This is a genomic window from Isoptericola sp. GX10416 (assembly GCF_056590155.1).
In genome coordinates this window covers 110,513-132,038 of the sequence record NZ_JBWPVO010000004.1, presented here as the reverse complement: position 1 = coordinate 132,038, position 21,526 = coordinate 110,513, and the positions used below count along the sequence as shown (strand labels likewise).

The 21,526-nt window shown below is 72.0% G+C and carries 20 protein-coding genes; 13 read left to right on the top strand and 7 right to left on the bottom strand.

The annotated features are described in order from the left end of the window. Positions 1-39 precede the first annotated feature (39 nt). Entirely contained in the window at positions 40-663 is a 624-nt protein-coding gene (locus ACWAT2_RS08325; RefSeq protein ID WP_402374761.1) for a TetR/AcrR family transcriptional regulator, read from the top strand. A 91-nt stretch (positions 664-754) separates the two neighbouring features. Here ACWAT2_RS08325 and ACWAT2_RS08320 read toward each other — a convergent pair whose 3' ends face one another. Further along, positions 755-1,201, bottom strand: a complete 447-nt coding sequence (locus tag ACWAT2_RS08320) for a hypothetical protein (RefSeq protein ID WP_402374759.1) — start codon at positions 1,199-1,201, stop codon at positions 755-757. A gap of 29 nt (positions 1,202-1,230) precedes the next feature. After that, positions 1,231-1,689: a DoxX family protein gene (locus ACWAT2_RS08315; protein WP_402374757.1), complete on the bottom strand. Its 459-nt coding sequence runs from the start codon at positions 1,687-1,689 to the stop codon at positions 1,231-1,233. A 127-nt stretch (positions 1,690-1,816) separates the two neighbouring features. Between ACWAT2_RS08315 and ACWAT2_RS08310 the strand changes: the two genes are divergently transcribed. The 3 genes from ACWAT2_RS08310 (at position 1,817) to ccsB (ending at position 4,387) form a co-directional block, all read left to right on the top strand. Further along, positions 1,817-2,956: an App1 family protein gene (locus tag ACWAT2_RS08310; RefSeq protein WP_402374755.1), complete on the top strand. Its 1,140-nt coding sequence runs from the start codon at positions 1,817-1,819 to the stop codon at positions 2,954-2,956. Positions 2,957-3,077: 121 nt separating this feature from the next. After that, the gene (locus ACWAT2_RS08305; protein WP_402374753.1) at positions 3,078-3,425 is read left to right on the top strand and encodes a hypothetical protein; all 348 of its coding nucleotides are present in this window, start codon (positions 3,078-3,080) and stop codon (positions 3,423-3,425) included. A 2-nt stretch (positions 3,426-3,427) separates the two neighbouring features. Beyond that, positions 3,428-4,387 (top strand): c-type cytochrome biogenesis protein CcsB, encoded by a 960-nt coding sequence (gene ccsB / locus ACWAT2_RS08300; RefSeq protein WP_402374751.1) that lies wholly within the window; start codon positions 3,428-3,430, stop codon positions 4,385-4,387. A gap of 105 nt (positions 4,388-4,492) precedes the next feature. Here ccsB and ACWAT2_RS08295 read toward each other — a convergent pair whose 3' ends face one another. Further along, positions 4,493-5,209, bottom strand: coding sequence for an SDR family NAD(P)-dependent oxidoreductase (locus tag ACWAT2_RS08295; protein ID WP_402374749.1), 717 nt, complete (start codon positions 5,207-5,209; stop codon positions 4,493-4,495). Positions 5,210-5,304: 95 nt separating this feature from the next. On the opposite strand from ACWAT2_RS08295, the gene ACWAT2_RS08290 reads away from it, so the two are divergent. Continuing rightward, complete coding sequence (locus ACWAT2_RS08290) at positions 5,305-6,252, top strand: LysR family transcriptional regulator (protein WP_402374747.1); 948 nt, start codon at positions 5,305-5,307, stop codon at positions 6,250-6,252. On the opposite strand, the gene ACWAT2_RS08285 is transcribed toward ACWAT2_RS08290, so the two are convergent. Then, positions 6,195-6,605 carry a RidA family protein gene (locus ACWAT2_RS08285; RefSeq protein ID WP_402374745.1) on the bottom strand — a complete coding sequence of 137 codons (411 nt, stop codon included), beginning with the start codon at positions 6,603-6,605 and terminating at the stop codon, positions 6,195-6,197. The two genes, ACWAT2_RS08290 and ACWAT2_RS08285, sit on opposite strands and share 58 nt — an antisense overlap. Before the next feature lie 79 nt (positions 6,606-6,684). Between ACWAT2_RS08285 and ACWAT2_RS08280 the strand changes: the two genes are divergently transcribed. Then, positions 6,685-7,056, top strand: a complete 372-nt coding sequence (locus tag ACWAT2_RS08280) for a winged helix-turn-helix transcriptional regulator (protein ID WP_402374743.1) — start codon at positions 6,685-6,687, stop codon at positions 7,054-7,056. A 25-nt stretch (positions 7,057-7,081) separates the two neighbouring features. Here ACWAT2_RS08280 and ACWAT2_RS08275 read toward each other — a convergent pair whose 3' ends face one another. Further along, positions 7,082-7,675 (bottom strand): DNA-3-methyladenine glycosylase I, encoded by a 594-nt coding sequence (locus tag ACWAT2_RS08275; RefSeq protein WP_402374741.1) that lies wholly within the window; start codon positions 7,673-7,675, stop codon positions 7,082-7,084. A 214-nt stretch (positions 7,676-7,889) separates the two neighbouring features. On the opposite strand from ACWAT2_RS08275, the gene ACWAT2_RS08270 reads away from it, so the two are divergent. The 7 genes from ACWAT2_RS08270 to ACWAT2_RS08240 all read left to right on the top strand — a co-directional run bounded on the left by ACWAT2_RS08270 (position 7,890) and on the right by ACWAT2_RS08240 (position 19,479). Continuing rightward, the gene (locus ACWAT2_RS08270) at positions 7,890-8,912 is read left to right on the top strand and encodes a LacI family DNA-binding transcriptional regulator (RefSeq protein ID WP_402374739.1); all 1,023 of its coding nucleotides are present in this window, start codon (positions 7,890-7,892) and stop codon (positions 8,910-8,912) included. Between the two features lie 135 nt (positions 8,913-9,047). Next, positions 9,048-10,328: a sugar ABC transporter substrate-binding protein gene (locus ACWAT2_RS08265; protein ID WP_402374737.1), complete on the top strand. Its 1,281-nt coding sequence runs from the start codon at positions 9,048-9,050 to the stop codon at positions 10,326-10,328. A 67-nt stretch (positions 10,329-10,395) separates the two neighbouring features. After that, the gene (locus tag ACWAT2_RS08260; RefSeq protein ID WP_402374736.1) at positions 10,396-11,379 is read left to right on the top strand and encodes a carbohydrate ABC transporter permease; all 984 of its coding nucleotides are present in this window, start codon (positions 10,396-10,398) and stop codon (positions 11,377-11,379) included. Next, entirely contained in the window at positions 11,376-12,194 is an 819-nt protein-coding gene (locus ACWAT2_RS08255) for a carbohydrate ABC transporter permease (protein ID WP_402374734.1), read from the top strand. The genes ACWAT2_RS08260 and ACWAT2_RS08255 overlap by 4 nt, the downstream gene beginning before the upstream one ends. Before the next feature lie 11 nt (positions 12,195-12,205). Further along, positions 12,206-14,200 carry a glycoside hydrolase family 127 protein gene (locus ACWAT2_RS08250; protein WP_402374732.1) on the top strand — a complete coding sequence of 665 codons (1,995 nt, stop codon included), beginning with the start codon at positions 12,206-12,208 and terminating at the stop codon, positions 14,198-14,200. After that, positions 14,197-16,263: a glycoside hydrolase family 31 protein gene (locus ACWAT2_RS08245; RefSeq protein ID WP_402374730.1), complete on the top strand. Its 2,067-nt coding sequence runs from the start codon at positions 14,197-14,199 to the stop codon at positions 16,261-16,263. The genes ACWAT2_RS08250 and ACWAT2_RS08245 overlap by 4 nt, the downstream gene beginning before the upstream one ends. 237 nt (positions 16,264-16,500) lie before the next feature. Then, positions 16,501-19,479, top strand: a complete 2,979-nt coding sequence (locus ACWAT2_RS08240; RefSeq protein WP_402374728.1) for a LamG-like jellyroll fold domain-containing protein — start codon at positions 16,501-16,503, stop codon at positions 19,477-19,479. A gap of 98 nt (positions 19,480-19,577) precedes the next feature. Here ACWAT2_RS08240 and ACWAT2_RS08235 read toward each other — a convergent pair whose 3' ends face one another. Further along, positions 19,578-20,780, bottom strand: coding sequence for a beta-ketoacyl-[acyl-carrier-protein] synthase family protein (locus ACWAT2_RS08235; protein WP_402374726.1), 1,203 nt, complete (start codon positions 20,778-20,780; stop codon positions 19,578-19,580). Positions 20,781-20,909: 129 nt separating this feature from the next. Then, entirely contained in the window at positions 20,910-21,428 is a 519-nt protein-coding gene (locus ACWAT2_RS08230; RefSeq protein ID WP_402374724.1) for an O-acetyl-ADP-ribose deacetylase, read from the bottom strand. Between the last annotated feature and the right edge of the window lie 98 nt (positions 21,429-21,526).

Below are 21,526 nucleotides of genomic sequence, written 5' to 3'. Positions count from 1 at the left end.
GGCCCGGTCAGGGCCCGAGAGCCCGTCAGAAGGAGAGTCGTGCCGCGGATCAGCGCTCCCACGGTCGCCTTGCACCGTTCGGCACAGCAACGTGCGCTGCTCGACGCCGCCAGGTCCCTCCTGGCCGAGACCGGGCGACCCCCGACGTTCGCCGCGCTCGCCGAGCGGGCGGGGCTCGCCCGGCCGAGCGTGTACCAGTACTTCCGCTCCGCCGAGGACCTGCTGCACGCCATGGTCCAGGACGTCTTCCCGCGATGGTCGGCGACGGTCGCACGCGCGATGGACGAGGCGCCCGACGAGCCGGCGCGCGTCCTCGCCTACATGCGCGCCAACCTCCAGCTCGTGGCCGAGGGGGAGCACGCGCTCGCGACGGCGCTCGCGAGCGTCGGTCCCGCTGGCGCGGTCGAGGAGGGCTCTCGCGCGATGCACGACGAGCTGCTGCAGCCGCTGGCCGACACGCTGGAGACGCTCGGCGTCCACGACGTCACGCGGTGCGCCGAGCTCATCAACGCCGTCGTGCACTCCGGGTCGCGGATGATCGAGTCAGGTGTGCCGCTGGGGCAGGTCTGGACGAGCGTCGAGGAGCTCGTCGCACCGTTCGTGGAGCGGCTGGCCCCGCACGGCGGGCCGAATGGCGAGGCGAGCGGCTCCGTCCAAGAGTGAGGGGATGGCACGGATCCTGCGTTATCTCCCGTTCGTCGTCGCCGGGTGGCGGTGGTTCCGCAACCGTCGACGGCGGCCCGGCGCCTGAGCGCTAGCGGTCGACGTCGCCCGGCCCCACCTCGTGGCCGGGACGTGCGTGGGTGCGGCGCTCCTGCTTCATCCGCGCTTCCGCCAGGTGCCGGACGCCGTCGGCGAGCTCCTCACGGGCGTCCCGCTCGTGGGCGCGGAACGCGTGCCAGTAGCCGTCGTCGTAGTCCTCGACGATCTGGAAGGTCCAGCGGCCGGCGATCACGTTGCGGCCGACGAGGTCCTCGGAGATCCGGCGGGCGACGTCCTCGTGGCCGGCCTCGCGCAGCTTGTCCACCGCGTCCCCGAGGGCCAGGTCGGCCTCCCCGGTGAGCTGGTGGAACGTGTACAGGTGGCCGCGGGCGCGCTCGACGGTCTCCAACGCCTCGCTCAGCATGCCGAGCGCCTCGACGGTCGCGTCCGAGACGCCGGCGGGGGTCTGGTGCTCGCCGTCCGGCAGGTCCATGCTCATCGCAGCATGCTAGGCACGCAGCGCGTCGCTCACCTGCCGGACCGGTCGGTGCGACGGGCGGTCCGCAGCGCCGACCACGCTCCCGTCGACCACAGCGCCAGGGCGACGAGCACCGCCTGGAACGGCAGCCGGGCCAGGCGCTTGGCGTCGGTGTCGAGGCCGAACCCGTCCGTGCCCTCGAGCCACTGGGCGACGTTGCCGGGGAAGATCGCCACGAAGAACCCGGCGGCGACCAGACCGACGGCCACCTTCCACCGCGACAGCACCACGAGGGAACCGCCGATGGCGATCTCCACGACGCCGGACGCCAGCACCGTGACGTCGTCGTCGACGGGGAACCAGCTCGGCACCTGCGCCTGGAACTCCTCGCGCGCGACGGTGAGGTGCGAGATCCCCGCACCGGCGAGCGCCAGGCCGAGCGCGACCCGTGCCAGCGTGCGGGGCACGGACGTGCGCGGCGAGGGTCTGGTGAGCACGGAGAGATCCATGCCGGTGATCGTCGCACCGTGCGCACAGGCTCGCTACCTGGTCTGATAGCGGCGTGGAAGGCTTCTGGTGGAGACTCGTCGCTGATCATCGGCGCCTTCGGGCGCTCAGTGATCGGATGATGACCGCATGATGACCGTGACCCCGCACCCGTCGCAGCGGCCGCACCTGGCCGCGGTGGTCGAGGACCGCTTCTACGAGGCGGCGGGCTGGCTGCTGCGCCGCGTCGGCTGGCGGCCGCGGATGGAGACGTATTCCGGCTACGGTTCGCCGCGCCGGGTGCGGGTGCTCGCGAGGGTGCTGCTGACCCCGCCGGGCCGGGTCGCGGCGGACAACGCCCACCGCGCGGGGCGCCGCGGCTTCCGGCACTTCGTGACGGTGCCGGCCCCGCACCGCAGGGTCCTGGTCCAGGTCGGCGGCGCCCGACAGGTCGTGCAGAGCGACCGGGCCGGCTACGTCGACGTCCAGGTGGACGTGCCGGCCGACCCGCCGCTGCCGCCGGGCTGGCAGCGGGCCCGGCTGAGCGACGCGGGGGCCGCGACGGCGGCGGAGCGCGCGACGGAGCCGACGGTCCCGCCGGAGCAGGAGGACACCGCGGACGCGCCGTTGCTGATCATCGGCCCGGAGACGCGGTTCGGCGTGATCAGCGACATCGACGACACGACGATGGTCACCTCGGTGCCGCGCCCGCTGCTCGCGGCGTGGAACACGTTCGTGCGCCACTCCAGCAAGCGGCGCGCCGTGCCGGGCATGCCCGCGTTCTACCGGCGGCTGCGGCAGGCCCACCCGGAGGCGCCGTTCGTCTACCTCTCGACGGGCGCGTGGAACACCGCGGCGACGCTGCGGGCCTTCCTCGCGCGCAACGCCTACCCGCCGGGTCCGTTGCTGCTCACCGACTGGGGGCCCACCATGACCGGCTGGTTCCGCAGCGGGCAGGCGCACAAGGACGCCAGCATCGAGCTGCTCATGTCCTGGTTCCCCCACGTGCGCTGGCTGCTCGTGGGGGACGACGGTCAGCACGACGCCGGCATCTACGCGCGCGCCGTCGACCGCCGCCCCGACCAGGTGGCGGCCGTGGCCATCCGCCGGCTCCGCCCCACCGAGCAGGTCCTCGCGGGCAACCTGCCCGACGGCGGGGCAGCGGCCGGCCCGGAGCGATCGGACCTCGAGGGCTCGGGTGCACGGGCCGCGGTGCCGACCGTCTCGGGTGCGGACGGCGACGAGCTGGCGCGCCGTCTCACGACGGTCCCGGGCGTGCTCGGCTCCTGACCGAGCCTGACGACCGCGGCGTCCGGCGGCGACGCCACGTCCCGGGCCGGGTGCGCCGACGGGCGAAGATCACAGCCGCCGCGTGAATGTTGCCGACGCCGCGTCGGCTAGTGTGACGGCCATGGATCTGATGGTGATGCTTGCCCTGTTCGTCCACATCCTCGGCGCCGCTGCCCTGGTGGGTGGATGGTTCGCGCGGTTCCGGACTCCGACGGTGACCATGTCGCAGTTCGTCGGCGGCTGGGTGCAGCTCGCCAGCGGTGTCGCTCTCGTGGGCCTGGCGGAGTCGGCGGACGGCGACGTCAACCACATGAAGATCGGCGTCAAGCTCGTCGTGCTGGTCGCTGTCCTGGTCGCGGCGTGGATCGGCCGTTCGAAGATCAAGCGTGACCAGACGGTCCCGGTGGGCCTCGCGCACGCTGTCGGCGGCCTCTCGCTCGTGAACGTCGCCCTGGCCGTGTTCTGGTGAGCATGACCGGCACCGAGCTCAGCCAGCTCCTGGTGTGGTCCGCGGCGACCGCGCTGACGATCGGGCTGATCATGTTCGCCGTCGACCTCGCCCGGTTGGCCGACGTGCCCCGTCGGGCACCGGCCCGGGTCCCGCTCACCACGGAGAGCGACGGCCGAGCTGACGGCGCTGACGGCGTGGACGGCGGACCGCACGCTCCCCAGAACCGCCGGTTCGCCGCGATGGGGATGTCGGTGACCGTGCTCGGCACGGTGCTCCTGCTGGTGGCGATCGTCGCGCGTGGCATCGCTGCCGGGCGGGCCCCCTGGGCGAACATGTACGAGTTCACGATCGTCGGGGCCTTCATCACGCTCGCGACGTTCGTGCTGGTCGCGCGACGGGCCGAGGTACGGTTCCTGGGCTCGTTCGTCGTCGGGCTCTGCGTGCTCTTCCTGGCGCTGGCCCAGGTCGTCTTCGTCCCGGCGACGGCAACCCAGCCGGCGCTGCAGTCCTACTGGCTCGTCCTGCACGTCGGGGTCGCGATCATCGCGACGGGCATCTTCACCGTCAGCTTCGTCGTCTCGGTCCTCCAGCTCCTGCGGGACAGCCGGGAGAACGGCGCGGTCGCGCTCAGCGGCCGGTCCTGGCGCTGGCTGGACGGGATGCCCGTACCCGCTCAGCTCGAGATACTCAGCTTCCGCCTCAACGCCGTGGCGTTCGTCCTGTGGACGTTCACGCTGATCGGCGGCGCGATCTGGGCGGAGCACGCCTGGGGGCGCTACTGGGGCTGGGACCCGAAGGAGGTCTGGAGCTTCGTCGTCTGGGTCGTCTACGCCGCCTACCTCCATGCGCGGACGACGCGAGGCTGGTCCGGCCGCCGCGCGGCCTACCTGGTGCTGGTCGGCTACGCGTGCGTGCTGTTCAACTTCACCGGAGTGAACCTGATCTTCAACGGCAAGCACTCCTACAGCGGCCTCGACTGACCCGACCGACCGACCCACCCTCCGTGTTGTGGGCGCGATTTCTGGCCCGATTTGTCTGCTTGAGGCCATCTTCAGCCCCAGAAATCGCGCCCACAACACGAACGGTTACCAGGGGAGCGGTCCGGCCTCGTTGAAGAACCCGCCGCGGGGACCGTCGTCGGGCAGCGTGGCCAGCCGGATCGCGACCACGGCGCCCTGGTCGGGAGTGCGCGGGCCGTCGTGCCCGGTGAAGTCGGTCGCGACGTAGCCGGGGCACGCGGAGTTCACGATGACGTTCGTATCGGCCAGCCGGCGCGCGTAGTGGACCGTGAGCGCGTTGAGCATCGTCTTGGACGCCGCGTAGGCGGCCAGGAGGGGGCCGGTGTGCAGCTCCAGGGAGCCCATGTCGCTGGACATGTTCACGATCCGAGGCGAGTCGGCGCCCTCGAGCAGCGGCAGCATCGCGTTGGTCACGCGCACCGCCCCGAACGCGTTCGTGTCCAGCACGGTACGCACGACGTCGAGGTCGAGGGTCGTCGGGTCCTGGGCGCCGTCGGCGAGGCTGCCGGAGATCCCGGCGTTGTTGACGAGGACGTCGAGCCGCCCCGCCTCGGACGCGACGGCCCGCGCCGCCGCGGCGACGCTCTCGTCGGAGGTGACGTCGAGCGCGACGCCGAAGGCGTCCACACCGTCCGCGCGCAGCTTCTGGACGGCCGCGTCCCGTCGTGCGTCGTCGCGGGCGCCGACGGCGACCCGAAAGCCTTCCTGGCCCAGACCATGGGCGATGGCGTACCCGATTCCCTTGTTGGCGCCGGTGACGAGGGCGATCTTCTGCTGTTCCATGGGAACGATGCTCGGGCGTGCGGGCTCGGTCCGTCCAAGATCGATCGGGTCGCCTGTGATACCCCACAGGTATGAGCCGCGTAGGCTCGGACACCGTGGACACCCTCGAGACGCGCGAGCTGCGCTATTTCACGGCGGTGGCCGACGAGCTGCACTTCGGGCGCGCGGCCGAGCGGCTCGGCATCGCGCAGCCGCCGCTGTCGCGGGCGATCCGGCAGCTCGAACGGCGGCTCGGCGCGCAGCTCTTCGACCGCGATCGACGGGGCGTCGCGCTCACCGCCGTCGGGGAGGTGCTGCACGGGGAGGCCGGGCGGGCGCTCGCCGCCGTCGAGGCGGCTGAGCGGCGTACCCGTCGCGCCGCCGACCGGTCGCGGGCGATCACGCTGGTGACCAAGGCCGGTGCCTCCCACGAGCTGCTGCAGTCCCTGCTCGACGCGCACGCGAGCACGGACGGCGCCGTACCGGTCGAGGTGATGCTGTGCGAGGTGGGGGAGCAGGCCGGCGTCCTGCGTCGCGGTGCGGCCGACGTCGCGCTGATGCACCGCCCCGTCGACGATCTCGCCGGGTTCGAGACGCAGGATCTGCTGACGGAGGGACAGGTGGCGATCGTTCCCGCCGCGCACCCGCTGGCCGCCCGGGCCGAGGTGACGATGTCCGACGTCGCACGCGTCCCTGACCTGCCGATGGCGCGATGGCCGCGACTGGACGGCACGTACCCCGACGGCCCCGGACCGGAGGTGCGATCGCAGTCCCAGCTCGCACAGCTCGTCGCACTGGGGCGCACCCTCCTGGTCATCCCCGCGTCGAGCCGGGCGTGGCAGTGGCCGGAGCACGCTGCGATCCCCGTGACGGACGCGCCGCCCGTGACGACGGTCCTCGGGTGGCCGGCGCACACCCGCCCCGCCGGGCTCGGCACGTTGCTCGCAGCGGCCGTCGCGGTGCGGCCCTCGCCGGCCGCCGACGACGGTCGGCACGGCCCGGCGGGTCAGTCGAGCAGCGCGGTCGCCTCGACCTCGACGAGGACGTCCGGCTCGAAGAGGTAGTCGACACCGATCAGGCTGGCCGGCGGCATGGGGAGCGGGAGGCCGATCTCCTCGGCGACCGCCTCGATCCCGGCCATGAGGTCGCCGATCTTCTCCGGCGTCCACCCGGTCACGTAGAACGTCAGACGCAGCACGTCGGCGAACGACGCTCCGGCGGCCGTCAGGCCGAGGCCCGTGTTCTGCAAGGACCGGGCGACCTGACCGGCCAGGTCGCCCGGTGCGACCGGGGTCCCGTCAGCCTGGCGGGAGACCTGGCCGCTGACGTGCACGTGGGTCGTGCCCGTGCCGACGGCCACGTGGTGGTAGGGGGTGGGCTGCAGCATGCCCTCCGGCGTGAAGTGCTGAACAGTCATGGTCGTCTCTCCTTGTCGAAGCAGGTATCGGTAGGATATCTAGGCACGGGAAGGCACTTCAACGAGACGAGGTTTCGTCATGGATACCGACGGCGCGCTCCGCATCGACGCCCCCCACCGAGAGCTCCTCGACCAGGTGCTCGACAAGTGGTCCCTCGGAGTGCTCGACGAGCTCTGCGAACGTCCCTGCCGCTTCAACGAGCTGCGTCGAGCCATCCCCGCGGTGACGCAGAAGTCGCTGACCGCCACCCTTCGCCGGCTCGAGCGCAACGGCGTGGTGGAACGCGAGATCGTCTCCACGCGCCCGGTCGCGGTCCGGTACTCGATCACGCCGCTCGGCAAGACGCTGCGCCAGCCCGTCGACGTCGTCCTGGAGTGGGCGTCGGCGCACCTGCCCGCCGTCGAACGCGCGCGCGACGCCTACGACGCGCGCGACGAGGCCGAGCTCTGAGCCTCGGCCGGGCACACGGCACCGCTCAGCGGCCGGGCGCGCCCTCGGCGGTGACCACCGGGCACGTGGCGAGGTGGTCGTCGACCAGCCCGCAGGCCTGCATGGCCGCGTACGCCGTCGTCGGGCCGAAGAACCGGAAGCCCTCCTTCTTGAGCGCCTTGGCCAGCGCCTTCGACTCGTCCGTGGTGGCCGGGACGTCCTGCCACGTGGCGATCCGGGTCGCGCGCGGTGCGGGGGCGAACGACCAGAACAGCTCGTCGAGGGTCCGTCCGGACTCGTGCAGCGCCAGGACCGCGCGTCCGTTCGAGATCGTGGCCTCGATCTTGGCCCGGTTGCGCACGATGCGGGCGTCGCCCAGGAGCCGCTCGACGTCGTCGGGAGTCATGGCAGCCACGCGCTCGGGATCGAACCCGCCGAAGACCTCGCGGAACGCGTCGCGCTTGCGCAGGATCGTCAGCCACGACAGCCCGGACTGGAATCCCTCGAGAGCGATCCGTTCGAGCAGCTCGGCCTCGCCGTGCACGGGCAGGCCCCACTCGGTGTCGTGGTACTCGGCGTAGAGCGGGTCGCCGTCACCGAAGCAGCGGGCGCCGGGGGTCGGCGTCGTCTCCTGGGTCATGCCCACAGCCTGACGGACGGGACCGACACGCTCCGGGCGTCACAGGCCGGCGAGGCGTCGTGGCCGAGGAAACGGATACGGGTAGCGAATCGGTTCGATAGCATCACTCCGACACCCACGAAAACCCGCCAAGGAATGCCTCTTGCGTCACCGACGCCACGCGCGCTAGTGTCGAACCGGTTCGCAACGAAGAGGTCGACAACGAGGAGGCGCGGTGGCCACCATCGGGGACGTCGCCAGGGTCGCGGGAGTCTCGCGCAGCACGGCGTCGTACGCGCTGTCGGGCAAGCGCACCATCTCCGCCGACGTCCGCCGTCGCGTCGAGACCGCCGTCCGCGAGCTCGGCTACACGCCGAACGCCGGCGCCCGGGCCCTCGCCACCTCCCAGACCCGCGTCATCGGGCTGCTCGCGCAGTTCCTCGAGGACGAGTTCGCCCCGGCGATGCTGCAGTACATGCTGGGTGTCTCCAACACGGCCCGCGAGCTCGGCTACGACATCCTGCTGTCCACCGAGGCCGACGGGCGCAACGCGCTGCGGCGGATGACGGACTCGCGGATGGTCGACGGGATCGTCCTGCTCAACGTCGCCGAGCACGACGACCGCCTGCCGATCCTGCGCGAGGCACCCCAGCCGGGCGCGCTCGTCGGGCTGCCGGCGGACTGCACCGGCGTGGACGTGTTCGACCTCGACTTCGAGGACGCCGGCCGCCTGATGGTGGACCATCTGCACCGCCTCGGGCACCGCGAGCTGCTGCTCGTCTCGCAGCCCGAGCACGTCGTCGAGCGGGGTGGCGCCTACGTGTGGCGCCTGCAGAACGCGGCGATCGAGGCGGCCCGCACGCGGGGGATCACCCTGCACGCAGAGTTCGGCTCGTCGCACCAGCCGGAGGTGGGGCGCGACCTGCACCGTCTGCTGGACGCCTACCCCGGCGCGACGGGACTGCTCGTCAACAACGAGGCCGCCGCGGCAGCGCTGCCGACCGTGCTGCACGATCGCCGGCTGACCGCGCCGGCCGACCTGTCCGTCGTCGGGCGCTACTCGGACGAGTTCGCCCGTACGTTCTCCCTGCCGTACTCCTCGATCGAGAGCGCACCCGACCGGCTCGGCCGCATGGCCGTGCGCGAGCTGGTGCGGCGCATCGAGGGGCAGGCGGGTCCCGACGAGCCGCACGTGGTCCGGTTCGTCTCGCCCGAGCTGGTCGACCGGGGGAGCACCGCACCCCCGCGAGGGGACTGATTCCGCACCACCTTCCGGGGTGTCTCTCCCGCCGCCCACGATCGAACCGGTTCGACACCGGTGGAGACACAGAAGAAGCACCGCACCGGCCGCCGACGACGTCGGACCGGCCACCGTTCAAGGAGGAACCGCACCATGAAGCACACTCGGCGCAAGCCCACCAGTCTCGCGGCCGCCGCCGCTCTCGCCGTGGCCGGCGTGAGCGTCCTCGGCGCCTGCTCGTCCGACGACGGAGGCGGCAGCTCCGACGGAGCGTCCGGCGACTCTGCCGCCGGGGGCACCTACACCTGGTGGGACCCCTACCCCCAGCACGACGGCTCCTCCGACTGGGAGGCGCGCGTCCAGACCTGCGGCGAGGACGCCGGCGTCACGATCGAGCGCACCGCGTACGACACGACGGCGCTGACGAACCAGGCCCTGCTGTCGGCCCAGGAGGGCACGTCGCCCGACGTCATCCTCATCGACAACCCGGCCGTGTCCACCCTCGCGGACACCGGCATGCTGACCACGGTCGACGAGTTCGGCCTGGACACCTCCGCGATCGACCAGAACCTGCTCGACGCCGGCGTCGTGGACGGCAGCGCCTACGGCATCCCGATCGGCGCCAACACGCTCTCGCTGTACTACAACGCCGACGTGCTCTCCGACGCCGGCGTCGACCCGGCCTCGATCACCGACTGGGACTCCCTGACCGCCGCGCTCGCGCAGGTCACCGACGCCGGGCACAAGGGCATCACGTTCGCGGGCATCGGCACCGAGGAGGGCTCCTTCCAGTTCCTCCCGTGGTTCTGGGGCTCCGGCGCCGACCTGACAGACCTGTCCTCCCCGGAGGCCGTCGAGGCCCTCGAGCTGTGGAAGGGCTGGCTGGACGAGGGTTACGCGCCCAACACCGTCATCAACAACTCGCAGAACACGGTGTGGGAGGAGTTCCTCACGGGGGACTTCGCCTTCGCCGAGAACGGCACCTGGCAGGTCAACAGCGCGGCCGAGGCCGAGTTCGAGACCGGTCTCGTCCAGCTCCCGGGCAAGGATGGCGGCGTGGCCCCCGCCCCGACCGGTGGCGAGTTCATCGTCGCGCCCGTCCAGGAGGACACCGCGCGCTACGACGTGACCCGCCAGATCGTCGAGTGCATGACGACGCCGGAGGGCTTCGTCGAGACGGCGACCACGTTCGCGTACTACGTCCCGCCGACCGCCGAGGGCCAGGAGCAGCTGCTGGCCGAGAACCCGGACCTCGAGCCCTGGGTCGAGGCCGTGCAGAGCGCCAAGGGCCGCACCAGCGACGGTCTCGGGAACGACTACCCGCTGATCTCCGAGGCGCTGTGGACCGCCGTGCAGAACGCGCTGTCCGGTGCGGCGACGCCGCAGGAGGCGCTCGAGGCCGCGCAGGCCGACGCCGAGGCCGCCACGAGCTGACGGGCCGCCGCCCCTCAGCCACGCAAACCGCGCTCAATGCGAGCGCGACCGTCGAGAAGGACCTCTCATGACCAGCACCCCGGCCGACGTCGGGTCGCGCGGAGCACCGCGCGGCGTGGCGGGCACCACGCCCGCCACGCCGCCCGGCGGCCGTCGCCGACGGACGCTGAGCTCGAGCCAGTGGGCCGCGGTCGGCTTCGCCGCACCGCTCCTGGTGTACCTCGTGCTCTTCTACGCCTACCCGTTGTGGCGCAACATCGACCTGTCCGTGCACGACTACACGATCCGTGCGTTCGTGCAGGGCGACGCCGAGTTCGTCGGGCTGCAGAACTACGCCGACGTCTTCAGCTCCTCGACGTTCCCGACGGCCCTGTGGAACACCGCCGTGTTCACGTTCGGGTCGATCGCCTTCCAGTTCACGATCGGCCTGGCGCTGGCCGTGTTCTTCCGGTCGAGCTTCCGGCTCTCCAGCACCCTGCGGGCGATGTTCCTCGTGCCGTGGCTGCTGCCGCTCATCGTGTCGGCCTCCACCTGGGCCTGGATGCTCAACAGCGAGAACGGCATCGTCAACTCGGTGATCACCGCGTTCGGCGGCGAGCAGATCAACTGGCTCACCTCCCCGGACACGGCGCTGCTGTCGGTGACGATCGCGAACATCTGGCTGGGCATCCCGTTCAACCTGGTGATCCTCTACTCGGGCCTGCAGAACATCCCGGGGGAGGTCTACGAGGCCGCGTCGCTCGACGGCGCCGGCCCCTGGCGGCAGTTCTGGTCGATCACGTTCCCGCTGCTGCGGCCGGTCTCGGCGATCACGATCCTGCTGGGGCTGATCTACACCCTGAAGGTCGTCGACGTGATCTGGGTGATGACGACCGGTGGGCCGGGTGACGCGTCCACGACGCTCGCCATCTGGTCCTACCGCGAGGCCTTCGGCACGGGACAGCCCGACTTCTCGCCCGCCGCCGCCGTCGGCAACCTGCTCATCGTCATCGCGCTGGTGTTCGGGTTCCTGCACCTGCGCCTCCAGCACCGACAGGAGGCCTCGTCATGACGGAGCGCAAGGTCTGGTGGAAGACCGCCCTGGGCGTCCTCTTCACCGCGTTGATGCTGTTCCCGGTCTACTGGATGGTGAACGTCTCCTTCACGGAGACGCGTGACCTGCGGGCCGACCCGCCGCACTGGTTCCCGTGGGACCCCACGTTCGAGGGCTACGAGGCGGTGTTCGCCCAGCAGCTGCCGGCGCTGGGCACCAGCCTCCTCATCGGTCTGGGTTCGGTCGTGCTCACCGTGGTGATCGCCGCCCCGGCCGGGTACGCGCTGGCGCTGCTGCACCTGCGGGGCGGGCGCACGCTGAACTTCCTGCTGCTGGTCGCCCAGATGATCCCCGCCGTCGTCATGGCGATGGGCTTCTACGCCGTCTACAACAACCTCGGGCTGCTCAACACGGTCCCGGGGCTGATCGTGGCGGACTCGACCATCGCGGTGCCGTTCGGGGTGCTGCTCTTCACGGCGTTCATGTCGGGCATCCCGCGCGAGCTGCTCCAGGCCGCCCGCGTCGACGGCGCCGGCGCGTGGCGCACGTTCGTGGCGATCGTGCTGCCGATGAGCCGCAACTCGATCCTCACCGTGTCGCTGTTCGCGTTCCTGTGGGCGTGGTCGGACTTCATCTTCGCCTCGACGCTCAACCGCAACGGCGATCTCATCCCGATCACGCTCAGCATCTACCACTACATCGGCAACAACACCACGCAGTGGAACGCGATCATGGCGACCGCCGTCGTCGCCTCGATCCCGGCGTCGATCCTCCTCGTCGTCGCCCAGCGCTACGTGGCGGCCGGTGTGACCGCCGGTGCCGTCAAGGACTGAAGGACATCGACGTGACAGACACCCTCATCAGCAGCGGCGTGCGCGCCCGTCCGGTGGCGCCCGGCGGGAGCCGCCGCGGCCTCGGCATCGGCGAGCTGGCGCTGGACGGCGGATTCTGGGGAGAGCTCCAGGAGACGAACGCCCGCGCCACGCTGCAGCACTGCCTCGACTGGATGGAACGGCTCGGCTGGCTCGCCAACTTCGACCGAGTCACCGACGGAACAGCCGGGACGCCGGGTGTCCCGCGCCCCGGCTGGCAGTTCTCCGACTCCGAGGTCTACAAGCTCCTCGAGGCGGCGGCGTGGGAGCTGGGCCGCACCGCCGACCCCGCCGCCGAGGCCCTGTGGACGAAGGTCGTGGCGCGCGTGGCCGCGGCGCAGGACGACGACGGCTACCTCAACACCTGCTACGGGCACGGGAACCAGCCGGCGCGCTGGTCCGACCTGTCGACCGGGCACGAGCTGTACTGCACCGGTCACCTGCTGCAGGCGGCCGTCGCCCGGGTGCGCACCCACGGCCAGGACCTCCTGGTCGACGTCGCACGCCGTGCGGCCGACCAGGTCTGCCGGGAGTTCGGGCTCGACGGCCGCCAGGGGATCTGCGGGCACCCGGAGATCGAGCTCGGGCTCGCCGAGCTGGGCCGCGCGCTGGACGAGCCGCGGTACACGGAGCAGGCCCGCCTGTTCGTCGAGCGCCGCGGGCGCGGCACCCTCGCCCCGATCGCGCTGCTCAGCCCCGCGTACTTCCAGGACGACGTCCCGGTGCGCGAGGCCGACGTGTGGCGCGGCCACGCGGTGCGTGCGCTGTACCTCGCGGCCGGGGCGGTGGACGTCGCCGTCGACACCGGTGACGACGCCCTGCGCGCCGCCGTCGAGCGGCAGTGGACGCGCACGGTAGAGCGCCGCACGTACCTCACCGGGGGGATGGGGTCGCGCCACCAGGACGAGGGTTTCGGCGACGACTTCGAGCTGCCGCCGGACCGTGCCTACTGCGAGACGTGCGCCGGCATCGCGTCCGTCATGGTGTCGTGGCGCCTCCTGCTCGCCACGGACGACGTCCGGTACGCCGACCTCATCGAGCGCACGTTCTTCAACGTGGTCGCCACCTCGCCACGGACCGACGGCCGCGCGTTCTTCTACGCCAACCCGCTGCAGCAGCGCGAGGAGGGCGCCCCCATGCAGCCGGACGCCGTGAACCCGCGCGCCGAGGGCGGTGCCCGTGCGCCCTGGTTCGACGTGTCGTGCTGCCCCACCAACGTGGCGCGCACCCTCGCCTCCTGGCACACCTACGCGGCGTTCGTCGACGACGTCGGTGGCCCGGCCGAGACCGGACCGGGTGCCGACGGCGCGGCGGTCGTCACGCTCGCCCAGTACGCCGCGGGCGACGTCCGGGTGGCGGTGGGTGACGGCGCGCTCGCGCTGCGCGTCGACACCGGCTACCCCACGACCGGGACGGTGCGCATCGAGGTCGTCGACCTCCCCTCGGAGCCCGTGTCCCTGCGCCTGCGGGTGCCGCACTGGGCCGACGGCGCGTCGCTCACCGCGGCGTCCGGCACCGCGTCCCGCCCGGCCCCCGGCTGGGTGGAGGTGCCCGGGGCGCTCGCGGCGGGCGACGTCGTCGTCCTCGAGCTGCCCGTCGGGCCGCGGCTGACCTGGCCGGACCCGCGGGTGGACGCCGCCCGCGGCACGGTCGCCGTCGAGCGCGGACCGCTCGTGCTGTGCCTGGAGTCCGTCGACCTCCCGGACGGGGTCTCGCTGGAGAGCGTCCGCCTCGACGTCGCGGCCGCGCCGCGTGCGCACGCGGACGGCGCGCTCGTGCGGGCGCGCACCGGCCCGCTGCCCGACGGCGGCACGGGGACGCCGCCGTTCACCTCCGGCCCGCTCCTGCCCCTGCCCGACGGCGGCACGCCGGACACGTTCGACGTCCCGCTCGTGCCGTACCACCGGTGGGCCGAACGCGGCCCGTCGACCATGCGCGTCTTCGTCCCGGAAGGAGGGGCACGGTGACCGTGACCCAGCACCCCGCTCCGCACGTCCACGCCGACGGCACCCGCCTCGTCTGGCGCGGCGGCGGCGAGGTCCTCGTCGTCGAGCCCTGGGGCCGTGACTCGGTCCGCGTGCGCGCCACCGTCATGGGCGACGTCGAGGACACCGACTGGGCGCTGCTGCCCCCGGACCCGGCCGCGCACGCCGAGGTGCGGACCGAGGTGCGGACGGACGGCGCGACGCTCGTCAACGGTGCGGTGCGGGTCGAGCTCACGACGTCGTCGTGGTTCCACGAACCGGTGGGCTACGACGTCTTCCGGTGCGACCTCGCGTTCTACGACGCCGACGGGCGGCTGCTGTTCCGCGAGCTGGACCGGGGCGGCTCCCTGGACCTGCGGGCCCGGTCCTTCCGGCCGCGGCTCGGCGAAGACGGGCACACGCTGACCGCGGCGTTCGAGGCGGACCCGGACGAGCACCTGGCCGGCATGGGGCAGTACCAGCAGCACGTCCTGGACCTCAAGGGATCCACGTTCGAGCTGGCGCACCGCAACTCGCAGGCGTCGGTACCGTTCGTGGTGTCCAGCGCGGGCTACGGGTTCCTGTGGCACGACCCGGCGATCGGGCGGGCGACGTTCGCGCGCAACCGCACCGAGTGGCACGCGGAGTCCACGCGACAGCTCGACTACTGGGTGACGGCGGGGGCGACCCCGGCCGCGATCTCGCGGAACTATGCCGACGCCACCGGCCACGCCCCGATGATGCCGGAGCGCGGCCTGGGGTTCTGGCAGTGCAAGCTGCGCTACTGGAACCAGGAGCAGCTGCTCGAGGTGGCGCGCGAGCACCGCCGTCGGGGCCTGCCGTTGGACGTGATCGTCGCGGACTTCTTCCACTGGCCGCACATGGGCGACTACCGCTTCGAAGAGGAGTTCTGGCCGGACCCGGCCGCGATGGTGGCTGAGCTGGACGAGCTCGGCGTCGAGCTCATGGTGTCCGTGTGGCCGCAGGTGGCGCTGTCCTCGGAGAACTTCGCGTACCTGCGGCAGCACAACCTGCTGGTGCGCGCCGATCGCGGGCTCGACGTCCAGATGTCCTTCGAGGGGCCGAGCGTGTTCCTCGACGTGCTGAACCCCCAGGCCCGCGAGTGGCTGTGGGAGACCTGCCGGCGCAACTACGGCGAGCACGGCATCCGCACGTTCTGGTTGGACGAGGCCGAACCCGAGCTCGGCGTCTACGACTACGACGCCTACCGCACGCACCTCGGCCCCTACCAGCGGGTGGGCAACCTGTACCCGCAGGCCTTCGCGCGGGCGTTCTTCGAGGGGCAGGCCGCCGACGGCGAGACCGACGTGGTGAACCTGCTGCGGTGCGCGTGGGCCGGCAGCCAGCGGTACGGGGCGCTCGTGTGGTCGGGAGACATCTCCTCGACCTGGCAGGACCTGACGCGCCAGGTCACCGCGGGCATCCACATGGGGGTCGCCGGGATCCCGTGGTTCACCACGGACATCGGTGGGTTCCACGCCGGGGACGTGAGCGACCCCGGCTTCCGGGAGCTGATGGTGCGCTGGTTCCAGTTCGGGGCGTTCTGCCCGGTGATGCGGCTGCACGGCGACCGGCTGCCGTACGAGGAGGTCACCGCGGCCGACGGGTCGCGACGGCTCCGCTCGGGCGGACCGAACGAGCTGTGGAGCTTCGGCGACGAGGTGTACGGCGTCCTGGAACGCTACGTGCACCTGCGCGAGACGCTCCGCCCCTACGTGCGCGAGGTGATGCGCGCCGCGCACCTCGACGGTCAGCCCGCCATGCGCGGCCTGTTCCACGAGTTCCCCGACGATGCCGCCGCCTGGGACGTCGACGACCAGTTCCTGCTCGGGCCCGACGTCCTGGTGGCGCCGGTGCTGGAGGCCGGTGCCCGGGAGCGGGAGGTCTACCTGCCCGCCGGGGCGTCGTGGACCGACGCCGCGACCGGTGAGGTGCACGACGGCGGCGCGACCGTCGTCGTCGACGCGCCGCTCGACGTCGTACCGGTGTTCCTGCGCGACGGCGCGCTGACGCATCTCGTCGGACGGACCAGCAGCAACACCTGAGGAAGGAGGGACGACCCGAAGCGAACCGGTTCGACAGCGTGAGGTCGACGAAGGGAGGGAGCACGACGCCCCGGGCGGCCCCGGGGCGAGATCCGCGAGACTCGCACGTTGACGTCCGCGGAAGGCACGACGCGGTGCCTTCCGCCATGAACGAGGAGTACGAAGATGTCTCTGAAGAGAAGATCACCGGTGCCGGAGGCTCGACGCCGCCGGATCGCTATGACGGCGATGACGGCTGTGAGCGTCGTGGCCCTGGGCACCGTGGGCGCCGCAGTGAGCACGACGACGGCGGCGGCCGAGCCGGGCCCGGAGTCCACGCTGGTCGTCGAGGCCGACCAGCCGTTCCGTGAGGTGTCCCACGTGGCGACGGGGTCCCTGTACGGCATCGCCGACGAGGGCGTGCCGTCCGACGACCTCATCGCCCCGATCAAGCCGAACACGTTCGTCCAGATGCCGCCGGGTGGTCGCCAGCAGCCGACGGGCGACACCCTCGACGTGTGGCAGACCGCCGCGCGGCACGACGCCGGGATCGTTGTGCGGATCGTGGACTACTACCCCGGCTGGCCATACCAGTTCAGCTGGGAGAACACCGAGGACCGCAAGGCCTGGGAGGACGTCATCCGGGATGTCGTGGCAGACGTCGAGGCGTCGGGTGCGACCAACATCGTGGCCTACGCCCCGTGGAACGAGTCGGACCACACCTGGCTGGAGGAGAACGGTACCTTCGAGGAGCTGTGGGAGTTCAGCTACGACGTACTGCGCGAGGAGCTGGGACCGGACGTCCCGATCCAGGGCCCGAGCTTCTCGGACAACATCTCCGACATGCGCCAGTTCCTCGAGTTCGCGAAGGAGACGGATACCGTCCCCGACGTGCTCGAGTGGCACGAGCTGATCCGGTCGTCGAAGACCAAGGGTGACGTGGAGTCGGTGCGTGCCATGCTCGACGAGCTGAGCCTGCCCGATCTGCCGATCGACATCGCGGAGTACGCCTCCCCGCAGGAGGTGGGCTTGCCCGGACCACTTGTCGGGTACATCTCCAAGTTCGAGCGGTTCGGCATCGACCGCGCCGAGCTCGCCTTCTGGAACCAGTCCGGGACGCTGGGCGACCTGCTGGTCGAGCGCGGTGGCGCACCCAACGGCGCCTACTGGCTGTACACCTGGTACGCCGACATGACCGGGAACATGGTCACCACGACGCCGCCGTCGAACGAGAGCCCGCTGGACGGTGCGGCGTCGGTGAACGACGCGAAGGACGAGGTGCGGGTCATCGCGGGCGGCAACAGCGGCCCGACCTCGATCGAGGTCAACGGACTGGACCAGCTCGCTCTCGGCGACGACGTGAACGTGAAGCTGGAGGTCACGCCGTCCTACGGCAGGACCACGCCCACCGCAGGACCGATCACCATCTCGGACACGACCTACTCCGTCGGCGAGGACGGATCCATCACCGTCCCGGTCGTGATGAATCCGAACTACGGCTACCACGTCGTCGTGTCCGAGGCCGGGGAGACCGAGAACCTAGCGGGGACGTACACCCTCGACAACGTCCACTCCGGCCTGCCCCTCGGTTCGGATGACGGCGGTGCCGTCCAGTCCGCAGCTGGCGAGGGCAGCAAGTGGGAGATCCGTGCCGCCGGCTCGGGCCTCTACACCGTCGCCGACACCGCCAGCGGACTGCTCCTCGGCGCGCAGCCGGGGGCGACCGGCAACGGCGCACCCACCGTCCTCCAGGAGGAGGACGGGAGCGAGAACCAGCTGTGGCAGCTCGTCCCCGACGGCCAGGGCAACGTCCGGCTCGCCAACTATGCGACCGGCCTGACCGTCGGCGTCGACCAGATGAGCACCGAGCCGGGTGCAGCCGTGGTCCAGTGGACCGACGGGGCCCCGACGTCGAACTGCACGCCCGACGGGCCGCGGCAGCCGGGTCAGTTCGGGACGGCGCTCGACCTGTGCGGAACCGACTCCTACGTCACGGTGCCGGACGGCGTCGTCGACGGGCTCGACGGCGACTGGTCGATCTCCACCTGGGTGAACCCGTCCGCGTTGCCGACCTGGGCCCGGGTGTTCGACATCGGCTCAGGCTCGGGCTCGAGCATGTTCCTCACCCTCAACGCCGGCAGCGGGCCGCGCTTCGTCATCACCACGAGCGGTGCCGGAGGAGAGCAGCGCCTCGACTACCCGGGGCAGAACCTTCCTCTCGACGAGTGGACGCAGGTGGCAGTCACCGTGTCCGGCACGACCGGCACGCTGTACATCGACGGTGAGGCGGTCGTCACCAACGACCAGATCACCATCTCGCCCGCCGACCTGGGGGCGACGAACGGACGCAACTGGCTCGGGAGGTCGCAGTACGGCTCTGACCCGGCGTTCGACGGCGCACTGGACGACGTCGCGATCTACAGCCGTGCGCTGTCCGCCGCCGAGATCGCCGAGCTGGCCGAGGGGCAGCCGGCTGACGGTGACGTGGTCAGCTACGCGTTCGACGAGCCGGACGGCGGCTCGACCGTGGTCGACTCCTCGGGCAACGGTCTCGACGCCACGGTCACCGTCGGGCAGGGTTCGGGCGGCACGACCACGGCGACCGACGAGGAGACCGCCGACCGGTTCTGGACGCTGACGCCGGCGGAGACCGGTCCTGCGACCGCGACGCCGGAGGTGTCGGTCACGCAGCCGGACTGCGAGGCAGGCTCGTCGGGTTCGATCGAGGGAGTCCCGGTCGAGGGCGTGCAGCGGTACGTGCTCAAGGAGTGGGTCGACGGCGCGGCGGGCGGCTACGTGCCGGCCGGCGAGGTCGACGCGGGTACCTACGTGGTGCGCGCCTGGCCGGCCGACGGCACCGAGCTGGAGATCACGGGCGACTGGGAGGCGATCTTCAAGGGTCGCGCCCAGCTGGTCGTCGAGATCGAGGACTGCGCACCGGAGCACCCGGTGTGGGACGCCTCGACGGTGTACACCGCGGGTGACCGGGTGATGCACGAGGGTGCGGTCTTCGAGGCGACGTGGTGGACGCGTGATGCCGAGCCGGGGTCGTCGCCGTGGGGGTCGTGGCAGGAGATCGCCGAGACCTCGGACGGGACGGCCGTCTGGACGCCGTCGCGGATCTTCGTGGCCGGTGACGTCGTGGAGCACGACGGCGCCACCTACGAGGCCCAGTTGTGGACCCGCAACCAGACCCCCGGCGACTCGCCGTGGGGCCCCTGGCAGCTGACCGACTAACCTCTCTCGGTGCCGAACGTCCGGGTTCGGTACGGTTCGAGACGCTGAACCGTACCGAACCCGGACGCTCGGCGTGTGGGCGTGTGGGTGGGTGGTGGTCAGGAGCGGGTCAGCACCAGTGCGGCCGAGTGACCCCCGAAGCCGAACGCGTCGATCAGGGCGACCTCCGCCGTCGTCGGCCGCGCCTCGGTGACGAGGTCCAGGTCCACCTCCGGGTCCAGCGTGGAGGTGTGCAGCGTGGGCGGCACGACCCCGTCCCGCATCGCTCCGAGCGCGGCCAGCACCCCGAGCGGTCCGGAGCCGCCGAGCAGGTGGCCGGTCGCACCCTTGGTGGCCGTCACCGGCGCCGTGACCCCGACGGAGCGCAGCGCCCGCGCCTCGTTGAGGTCGCCCGACGGCGTAGACGTCGCATGGGCGTGCACCAGCCCGACGTCGGACGGCGTCACCCGCGCCGAGCGCAGCGCGAGGTCGATCGTGCGGGCCTGGTTCACGGGCTCGCCGCCGACGATGTCGTGCGCGTCCGAGGTGAGCGAGAAGCCCTCCACCGCGCTGAGGATCGTGGCGCCGCGGGCCCGGGCGTGCGACTCCTCCTCCAGGACGACCATCGCGCTGCCCTCACCCATGACGAACCCGTCGCGGGTCACGTCGAACGGACGCGAGGCGGTCTCCGGGCAGTCCGTGCGCGATGACATGGCCCGGGCCCGGGAGAACGCCGAGATCACCAGGTCGAGGACGCTCGCCTCCACGCCCCCGCAGACGTACACGTCCGCCTCGTCGGCGAGGATCGCCTGGCGGCCCATCCCGATCGCCTCGGAGCCGGCCGCGCAGGCCGTCACGGGAGCACGGGCGCCGGCCTTGGCGCCGAGGTCGATGGACAGCCACGCCGCCGGGCTGTTCGCCATCACCATCGTCACGGCGTGCGGTGACACGCCCCGATGACCGCGCTCGTCGAGGAGCGTGTGCTGGGCCAGCGTGGTGCCGTAGCCGCCGTTGGCGGTGCCGACCGCGACGCCCAGCCGCTCCGGCTCCACGTCCGGGCTGCCGGCGTCGGCCCACGCGGCCCGGCCGGCGACCAGGGTGAGCTGTGCGACGCGATCGGTGCGCCGGACCTCGCGCACCTGCAGCGCGTCGGCGAAGACGTCGTCCACACGGGCCGCGACGTGCACGGGAAGATCGTCGGCCCAGGGTTCCTTGAGCGTCGTCACGCCGTTCGCGCCGCCGCGCAGGCTGGTCCAGGTCTCGGTCGCTGTCAGGCCGAGGGGCGTGACCGCCCCGATCCCGGTGATGACTGCTCGTCGCACGTGTGCTCCCCATTTGTCTCGTCAGGCCCCCTGCGCGATGCTGCGCATGTTTTCACGGGCAACGAATCGGCGCCACGGCTGAATCGTCCGAACCGGCGAAGATCTGGCGGAGGTCCGGTGGCCGCCCGGTCAGCCCAGGGCCGCCTCGAAAGCGTCCAGGAGGGACCGGTGGAAGAGCACGAAGCGCACCGAGCGCACCGGTGCGTCTCCCGGTGCGCCCCACGCGCGGACCGCCTCGACCGCGACCCGCGCGACGTCGTCGGCCGCCCAGCCGTAGACGCCGGCGCTCACGGCAGGGAAGGCGACGCTGCGGGCGCCGACCTCGGCGGCGACGTCGAGCGAGCGGGTGAAGCACGAGGCGAGCAGCGCGGGATCGGTCTCGCCCGCGTGCCGGTTCGGGCCCACGGTGTGGATCACCCAGCGGGCCGGGAGGTCGAACCCGGGCGTCGCGACGGCGTCGCCGACCGGCAGACCGTCCGGCAGGACCGTGCGCCGCAGCTCGCGGCACGCCTCCAGGAGCTCGGGACCGGCGGCCGCGTGGATCGCGCCGTCGACGCCGCCCCCGCCGAGCAGGGACGAGTTCGCCGCGTTGACGACGGCGTCGGTGTCGGCACGAGTCAGGTCGCCGGTCTCGGCGGTGATCTCCATCCGTCCAGCATGGGGCGGCACGCCGGGTTCCTCCAGCGGACGGCCCGGCTCCCTCCGCTCGCGAGCCAGTAGCGCTCCGCGCGAGGTAGTACCGCCCA